Origin of the sequence: Variovorax sp. JS1663, from assembly GCF_002157355.1 — a bacterium.
In the GTDB taxonomy this organism is placed as follows: Bacteria; Pseudomonadota; Gammaproteobacteria; order Burkholderiales; family Burkholderiaceae_C; genus Variovorax.
This window is the reverse complement of record NZ_LYMK01000064.1, coordinates 22,853-30,023: the sequence shown is the minus strand read 5'-3', so window position 1 is coordinate 30,023 and position 7,171 is coordinate 22,853. Positions and strand designations below refer to the sequence as shown.

At 68.6% G+C, this 7,171-nt stretch carries 6 protein-coding genes; 3 read left to right on the top strand and 3 right to left on the bottom strand.

Annotated features, from left to right (window positions below; genetic code table 11):
* The first annotated feature begins 237 nt into the window (after positions 1-237).
* Positions 238-489, top strand: a complete 252-nt coding sequence (locus A8M77_RS31790) for a hypothetical protein (protein WP_143694845.1) — start codon at positions 238-240, stop codon at positions 487-489.
* A gap of 189 nt (positions 490-678) precedes the next feature.
* Positions 679-3,528 (top strand): eCIS core domain-containing protein, encoded by a 2,850-nt coding sequence (locus tag A8M77_RS31785; RefSeq protein WP_238137047.1) that lies wholly within the window; start codon positions 679-681, stop codon positions 3,526-3,528.
* Positions 3,529-3,553: 25 nt separating this feature from the next.
* Here the strand turns inward: A8M77_RS31785 and A8M77_RS31780 are convergent, their stop codons facing one another.
* On the bottom strand, positions 3,554-4,216 hold the full coding sequence (locus A8M77_RS31780) for a GntR family transcriptional regulator (RefSeq protein WP_086925467.1): 663 nt from the start codon (positions 4,214-4,216) through the stop codon (positions 3,554-3,556).
* Between A8M77_RS31780 and A8M77_RS31775 the strand changes: the two genes are divergently transcribed.
* On the top strand, positions 4,187-4,351 hold the full coding sequence (locus tag A8M77_RS31775) for a DAK2 domain-containing protein (RefSeq protein ID WP_192871708.1): 165 nt from the start codon (positions 4,187-4,189) through the stop codon (positions 4,349-4,351). The genes A8M77_RS31780 and A8M77_RS31775 overlap by 30 nt on opposite strands.
* 22 nt (positions 4,352-4,373) lie before the next feature.
* On the opposite strand, the gene A8M77_RS31770 is transcribed toward A8M77_RS31775, so the two are convergent.
* Both A8M77_RS31770 and xsc read right to left on the bottom strand, forming a co-directional pair.
* Positions 4,374-5,330 (bottom strand): bifunctional enoyl-CoA hydratase/phosphate acetyltransferase, encoded by a 957-nt coding sequence (locus A8M77_RS31770; protein WP_086925466.1) that lies wholly within the window; start codon positions 5,328-5,330, stop codon positions 4,374-4,376.
* Between the two features lie 18 nt (positions 5,331-5,348).
* Positions 5,349-7,157, bottom strand: a complete 1,809-nt coding sequence (xsc, locus tag A8M77_RS31765) for a sulfoacetaldehyde acetyltransferase (protein WP_086925465.1) — start codon at positions 7,155-7,157, stop codon at positions 5,349-5,351.
* Positions 7,158-7,171: the final 14 nt, after the last annotated feature.

Sequence of the window (7,171 nt, the reverse complement as noted above, 5' to 3'; positions counted from 1 at the left end):
AAGCGGTATCGCGAGGCGCTTCATTGTTGCGGGGCGGGCCTGGCAGATAAGTCGACCGTCAGGCCCCGCCCCTGCGCGCGGGCGAAACCGAAGGAGGCGATCCAGCAGCAGCCCGGGCCCGCCCCGCAACAATGAAGCGCCTCGCGATACCGCTTGTGGCCTATAGACGGCACCCCCGCAAAAGAGTTAACTTAAAAGTAGTACTTAAGCATTCCAAGCCAGGGGTAGGGGTGGGCCATGACATCGTCCGACGAGGCAGAACTCGAAAGGTTGCGCCTGGCGCTCGCCAGCAGCCATGGCGCGGCGGCCGCCTGGCGCGAGCAGTTGATCGAGTCGCTGGGCGATCACATGTGCGGAGCCGGCTGCGGCCCCACCCCCGAGGACATCCGCGGCCTGCTCTGCCTGGAGCAGGCCGAGCAGCGGGCGCTGGAGCGCTATGCGCGTTTCCTGCTGCGGGTCGCCAGGGGTGCGGACCAGCCCGAGCCCTGAGCCGAAGCCGGGCTGTCTCGTGGAAGCAGCAGGACCGCAGCGTCGTTGACCCTCCGGGGCCGCCATGCCCCGGGTCGATATCGACCCTTTCTCGTCGCGATGCGCCGGAACCCTTCGCACGGACGCCGCGCGGGCGAGCCGGCCCCCCGGGCATCGAGCTTGCAATGTTCGCCAGCAACGGGAGCCGACATGGCGCTATTCGCCCCCCTGGTCCAGTCCGGCAATGCCAAAGACAGTTCGCAGCAGGCGGCACGCGGGCGGCTGCAGAGGACCTGCGAGTGCGGCAACAAGAGCAGCGACGGCGGCACCTGCGATCGGTGCAAGCTCGCGGGAAAACTGCAAAGGCGCGCCCTCGCGGTCGGTCCGGCGGACGACCTCTTCGAGCGCGAAGCCGATCGCGTCGCCGACTCGGTCATGGCCAACCGCGCGCCGCCGTCGACACCGAGCAAGGTTCCGCTCGACACCCAGTCCGGTTCGCACGGCCCGCCGCCCGCGAACGGCCGCGCCGGCGGCGAGCTTGCCGGAGGCGCGCTGGATGCGGTGCACGAAGTACTCTCCAGCCCCGGCCAGCCGCTCGATGCCGGCACACGCGGATCGATGGAAACCCGCTTCGGCGCGGACTTCTCCTCGGTCCGCATCCACGCCGGCGCGTCCGCCGGGCGCAGCGCCCGCGCCGTCGGCGCCCGGGCGTACACGGTCGGGCGCGACATCGTCTTCGGCGCCGGTGAGTTCGCGCCAGGGCATCCGCGCGGCCGCCACCTGCTCGCGCACGAACTGACGCACACGCTGCAGCAGGCCGGCCCCTCGCCACGCCTGCAGCGCGAGGACGGCGATGGCGATCCGCTCGAAGGTCTGGCCGAACTGGGCGAGCTGGCCGATCCGGGCACCGTGCAGGCCATCGTCCTCGATTCGGGCTCCAGGCGAACGCGCTTCTACACCACGGGCGGCAAGACCTACGACGGGAAGCTGACGGTGCTCGCTTCGAATTTCGGTCCGGGCAACTACGTACTCAAGCGCGCGAACTCGAAAGATCCGAAGCGAACGTGGAACATCTTCCATACCGACGGCAGCGTCTTCCGCGGCGGATGGGAATTCGACGTGTTCCTCGAAGGCGTGGACTTCGCCAGCCTGGGCTACACACCGGAGGTCAAGCTCACGGTCGCCAGCGGCCTGCTGCCCAAGCTGATCGACATCGAAGCGCGCATCAAGGCGATCAAGGAGCAAGTGGCCAGGACGCTCGTCAACGACGCCGAGGAGCGCGCGATCCTGGCGCAGTTCGAGGACATTCCGCCGGAACAGGCGGCCGAGTTCGTCAAGCGGCTGCGCGAAGAGAAGGTCGGCGACATGCCGCTGCTGGAGCGCCTGGACAAGGACGTGGACGGCGAGAACAACATCGCGCTGCACCAGCACCTGACGCGGCTCAAGCTGCAGGGAGGCGGCGCCAAGTCGGCCAAGGCCCTGGCGGATGCGCCCGAGCTCGCCTGGCACGACGTGATGGGCTTCTTCGAGCAAAAGGCCGTGTTCAGCGTGACGCCCAGCGGCAAAGGCAAGTACCGCATCCGCTACCTCGGCGGCATCACCGGCGGGCTGTACTCCGACCCGCGCTTCGCCGAGATCAAGCGGCAGAGCGCGTCAGAGCGACTCAACCTCATGACCGGGGGCATCGAGGTCGATGCCGATCAACCCATCCTCGTGCACGACTACGACAACGACCGGCTGGTCGTGCTCACGGCCGAGGACCTGATCGCCTACCAGCATGCCGGCGTGCGCAAGTTCCTGCAGGACGTGGGCACCATCGCTTCGCTCGCCACGCCCGTCGGTGCGGAAACGGTCGGGGCGCGCGTGCTCGCCTATGGCGTTCAGATCGCCTCGGTGGCGACGCTGATCGTGGACGAGAACAAGCTCAACATCCGCAAGTGGTTCCCGAACTGGGGACCGGCGATCATCGATGCCAGCGAGAAGATCAAGCTGGTGATCGCCGTGGTCGGCGTCGCACAGATGGTCCAGGGCGGGTGGAAGCTGTTCGCCAACCTGCGCCGGCTGCGCGCATCGCGTGCGGCGATGGATGCCAAGGCGGTCGTTTCGAGTGCCGAAGAAGCCGCGCTGGCGGAGAAGCAGGCCGCCCAGCTCGAAGCCAACGCGGAAAAGCTGCTCGAGCAGGCCGACCTGGCACGCAAGGAACTGGGCGTGGCCGAAGAGCTCGCCGAGGCGGGAGCCAAGCTCGAAGGTGCGTCCGCCGCCGCGCTCGCCCCCTCGGCGAAGACAAGGATCATCGAATCGGCCATCGGCAAGGGCGATTTCGGCGGCGAGTTTGCCGGCCTGGCCAATCGCGAGCTCCTCGACGCGACGAAGAACCCGTCGAAGCTGCGGCCCGCGCGCATGTCCGGCTACAGCCTCGAGGTGCAGATCGAGGGAACGGAACACTTCCTCGCCCGCAACGCCAAGGGCGGCTGGTGCCTGTTCTCGGGCAAGCCGAAGGGCTGCGGCGTGATCGGCATCGACAAGACCGTCGACGACCTGTTCGCGCAGATCGGGCGCGAGCTCGGCTTCAGCAAGGCGACTCGGATCGGCAACAAGGGGCGGATCGACCTCGCCGCCGCGGTGGCGGATGCCGAAGGCATCGCCGTCGACCTCAAGGTGCAGCCGCACAGCGCCGCCAGCGAGGTGCGTGCCGCCACCGGCGTCAGCGGCAAGGACGTCCAGTCGGCGCACCACGCGCCGACGTCCGCGGTCAAGGGCACGCCGGGCTACAGCCGCGAAGGCGCCCTGACCGTGCTGCTGCCGCGCGCGACCCACAAGGCCTTCGACGATTTCTGGAAGGAATGGTCGATCGCACAGCGCAAGGCGGGCCAGACGCAGGTCACGGTCGAGCGTTTCGTGGAGATCATGGATCGCGCCATCCAGCAGACGCCCAATCTGGATGCGAAGGCCAAGGGCACGATGTCCTGGATCGTGCAGAACGAGTTCAGGGAGTTGGGATTCTCCGGCAAGGACCTGATCGACCTGCCCTATTCCAACATCAAGCCGGGCGCGCCCTGAAAAGCATGCGGCGGCGCCCCGCGGGCTACGAGCCCACGCGAAGCATGCCGCCCAGCACGCGATGCTTCGAGTGCTCGATGTGCGACATCATGTGCTGCAGGGCCGCCTCGGGATCGTGCCCGGCCAGCGCCCGCAGGAAGTCGAGGTGCTCGCGCATGGCCGGCACGACCTGCACGGGCCGCATCGAATCCGCGTCATAGCGGATCAGGCGCACGTGGAGGCTGTTGACGCGGTAGATCTCCGACAGGATCTCGTTGCCGATGGCGTCGACCATCATGTCGTGCAGCCCCCAGTCGACGGCCTGCGCGTCCTTCTCGAGCGCGGGGTCGGGCGTCGGCTTCAGCGCCCGTTCCAGGATCGCCTCGTGGTCGGCGATCAGGCGCGCGATCGTCTCGGGGCTGGCCACGCGCGCGAAATGGATCACCGCCTCGCGCTCCACCATCGTGCGGACCTGCCAGGCGTTGCGGATCAGCTTCATGTCCACGGTGGCGATCTGCAGGCCCCGCTTGGGCACCGCCTTGATGAGCCCGGCGGCCTCCAGCCGGGGCACCAGCTCGCGCACGGCAGCCAGCGGCATCTCCAGCAGCTGCATCAGCTCGCGCTGCGAAACGAACTGTCCGGGGCGGATGCGCGCATCGATGATCTGCTGGCGGAACCCTTGGTAGGCACGGTTGCGCTGGGTGACGATGCATCGTGCGCCGCACTGGCGGCCTTTCGCGACAAGCCGAACCGCATCGGCCGCGCGCGCATGTTCGCCGAGAAGTCCATCGGGATGGACGATCCCGGGATGGTGGCGCTGCAGCGGATGGTCGAGAGTCTTTGAGCTCGCGGGACTGGGGAGCGACTCAGTCCTGCGCCGCCCCCAGCACGGCCAGCGCCACCGAGGCGATGCGCGCCGGCAGCGAATCGGCCCGCGAGGTCAGCACGATCGGCACGCGCGCGCCCAGCACCAGGCCCGCGCACTCGCCACCGCCGATGTAGGTGAAGCTCTTGTAGAGCATGTTGCCGGCGTTGAGGTCGGGCACCAGCAGCAGGTCGGCATCGCCGGCCACGCGCGACTCGATCTTCTTGATGTGCGCGGCCTCGGCCGAGATCACGTTGTCGAAGCCGAAGGGCCCCTCCACCACCGCGCCGGGCCAGGCGCCGGCACGGGCCATGGCGACCAGGGCCTGTGCGTCGACCGTGGCCGGGATCGCGGGATTCACCGTCTCCACCGCCGCCACGATGCCCACCTTGGGGTGCGCGATGTCCAGCTTGCGCAGCAGGGCGATGGCGTTGCCCAGGATGTCGCGCTTGGCGTCCAGCGAGGGCGCGATGTTGACCACGCAGTCCGCGAGCCCGAGCAGCTTGGGGTAGCGCGGCAGGTCGAACACGAAGAGATGGCTGATGCGGGTCTCGGTGCGCAGGCCCACGTGCTTGTCGACCACCGCCGACATCAACTCGTCGGTGTGCAGCGAGCCCTTCATCAGCGCGCCCACCACGCCCTGGCGCGCCATCGCGACGGCGCGGCGCGCGCTCTCCGGCCCGTTGTCGCTGCAGTCGATGATCTCGAAGCCGAGCGCGTCGATGCCAGCAACGTCACCCGCACGCAGGATGGCCTCGCGCGGACCGATCAGGACCGGCTGCGCGAGCTCCTCGTCGCGGATGCGCGCGGCCGCATCCAGCGCCACCGCATCGCAAGGATGGACCAGCCCGACGCGCACTGGCCGGCCCCTGGCCCGCTCGCGCGCCTGGGCGACCAGGGCGTCGAGCCGGGGATGGGCGGGCGCCTCCGCCGCGAGCTGAAGTACCGCTGAAGCCATGGCTGTCTTCAGCCCGGCTCAAACGTAGTCTTTGTACTTGTCGAGGAAGCGGATGGGCTTGGCCAGCGCATCGCGGCGGAAGGGGTCGCCCAGCTCGCGGGTGCACATCACCTCGATCACGGTGGTCTTGCCCTGGTTCATCTGTGCGTCCACCGCCTTCTTCAGCGCCGGGCCCACGTCCTCCAGCCGGTCGACCACGATGCCCTCGGCGCCCATGGCCTTGGCGATGCCGGCGAAGCTCTCGCTCTCCAGCTCGCCGGCGACGAAGCGGCGGTTGTAGAAGTCGACCTGGTTCTTCTTCTCCGCACCCCACTGGCGGTTGTGGAAGACGACCGCGGTGACCGGGATGTCGTGCCGCACGCAGGTCATGATCTCGACCATGCTCATGCCCCAGGCGCCGTCACCGGCGTAGGCGATGGCCGGCCGGTCGGGCGCGGCCAGCTTGGCGCCGATCATGGTCGGCAGCGAATAGCCGCAGTTGCCGAAGCTCATCGGCGCGAAGAAGCTGCGCGGCTCCTCGAAGCGCAGGTAGCTGTTGGCGACCGCGTTGATGTTGCCGATGTCGGTGGAGACCATGGCACGCGGCGGCATGGCCTTCTCCAGCTCGCGCAGCACCTGGCGCGGGTGCAGCCACTTGCCGCCCTCCTTCTTCGCCTCCTCGATCATGTCGAGGCTGTAGGGGTCGCGCTCGTGGGTCCAGTCGTCGAGTTCCTTCTCCCAGGCGGCCTTCTCTTCCTTGATCTTCGCGGCGCGCTCGGCCTTGGTGGCGTCGCAGGCCAGCGTCTTGTCCGCCAGCCGCGCCAGCAGCGCCTTGGCCACCGCCTTGGCGTCGCCGTGGATGCCCACGGTGATCTTCTTCACCAGGCCCAGGTTGGTGTGCTCGGCCTCGACCTGGATGATCTTGGCGTTCTTCGGCCAGTAGTCCATGCCGTGCTGCGGCAGCGTGCCGAAGGGGCCCATGCGCGAGCCCAGGGCCAGCACCACGTCGGCCTGCGAAATCAGCTTCATCGCCGCCTTGCTGCCCTGGTAGCCCAGCGGGCCGGCCCACAGCGGATGGCCGGCCGGGAAGGAGTCGTTGCGCAGGTAGCCGTTGGCCACCGGCGCGCCCAGGCGCTCGGCCAGGGCCTTGCATTCCTCCACCGCGTCGCCCATCACCACGCCGCCGCCGGAGAGGATGACCGGGAACTTCGCGTTCGCCAGCAGGTCGACCGCAGCGTTCAGCGAGTTCTCGCCACCCGAGCCGCGCTCCACGCGCATCGGCTTCGGGATCTCGCACTCGATCTCGCCGTAGAAGTAGTCGCGCGGGATGTTGAGCTGGGTCGGGCCCATCTCGGAGATCGCGCGGTCGAAGCAGCGCGCCGTGTACTCGGCCATGCGCTTGGGGTTGTTCACGTGGCCCTGGTACTTGGTGAATTCCTGGAACATCGGCAGTTGGTTGGCTTCCTGGAAGCCGCCCAGGCCCATGCCCATGGTGCCGGTCTCGGGCGTGATCATCACCACCGGGCTGTGCGCCCAATAGGCCGCCGCGATGGCGGTCACGCAGTTGCTGATGCCGGGGCCGTTCTGCCCGATCACCACGCCGTGGCGGCCGGAGACGCGCGCATAACCGTCGGCCATGTGGCCCGCGCCCTGCTCGTGCACCACCGGGATCAGCCGGATGCCGGCGGGCGCGAAGATGTCCATCGCATCCATGAAGGCCGAGCCCATGATGCCGAACATGTCGGTCACGCCATTGGCGACCATGGTTTCGACGAAGGCCTCGGAGGGCGTCATCTTCTGCACGCCGCTGACGACGGCGCGGGCGGTGGCGGGGGGCTGCTTGGTCATGGGCTGGGTCTCCT

Excerpts from the sequence above, each read along its gene's own strand:
- A8M77_RS31770 (WP_086925466.1), bottom strand. The coding sequence starts at position 5,330 with ATGGCTTCAGCGGTACTTCAGCTCGCGGCGGAGGCGCCCGCCCATCCC.
- A8M77_RS31790 (WP_143694845.1), top strand. The coding sequence starts at position 238 with ATGACATCGTCCGACGAGGCAGAACTCGAAAGGTTGCGCCTGGCGCTC.
- A8M77_RS31785 (WP_238137047.1), top strand. The coding sequence starts at position 679 with ATGGCGCTATTCGCCCCCCTGGTCCAGTCCGGCAATGCCAAAGACAGT.
- xsc (WP_086925465.1), bottom strand. The coding sequence starts at position 7,157 with ATGACCAAGCAGCCCCCCGCCACCGCCCGCGCCGTCGTCAGCGGCGTG.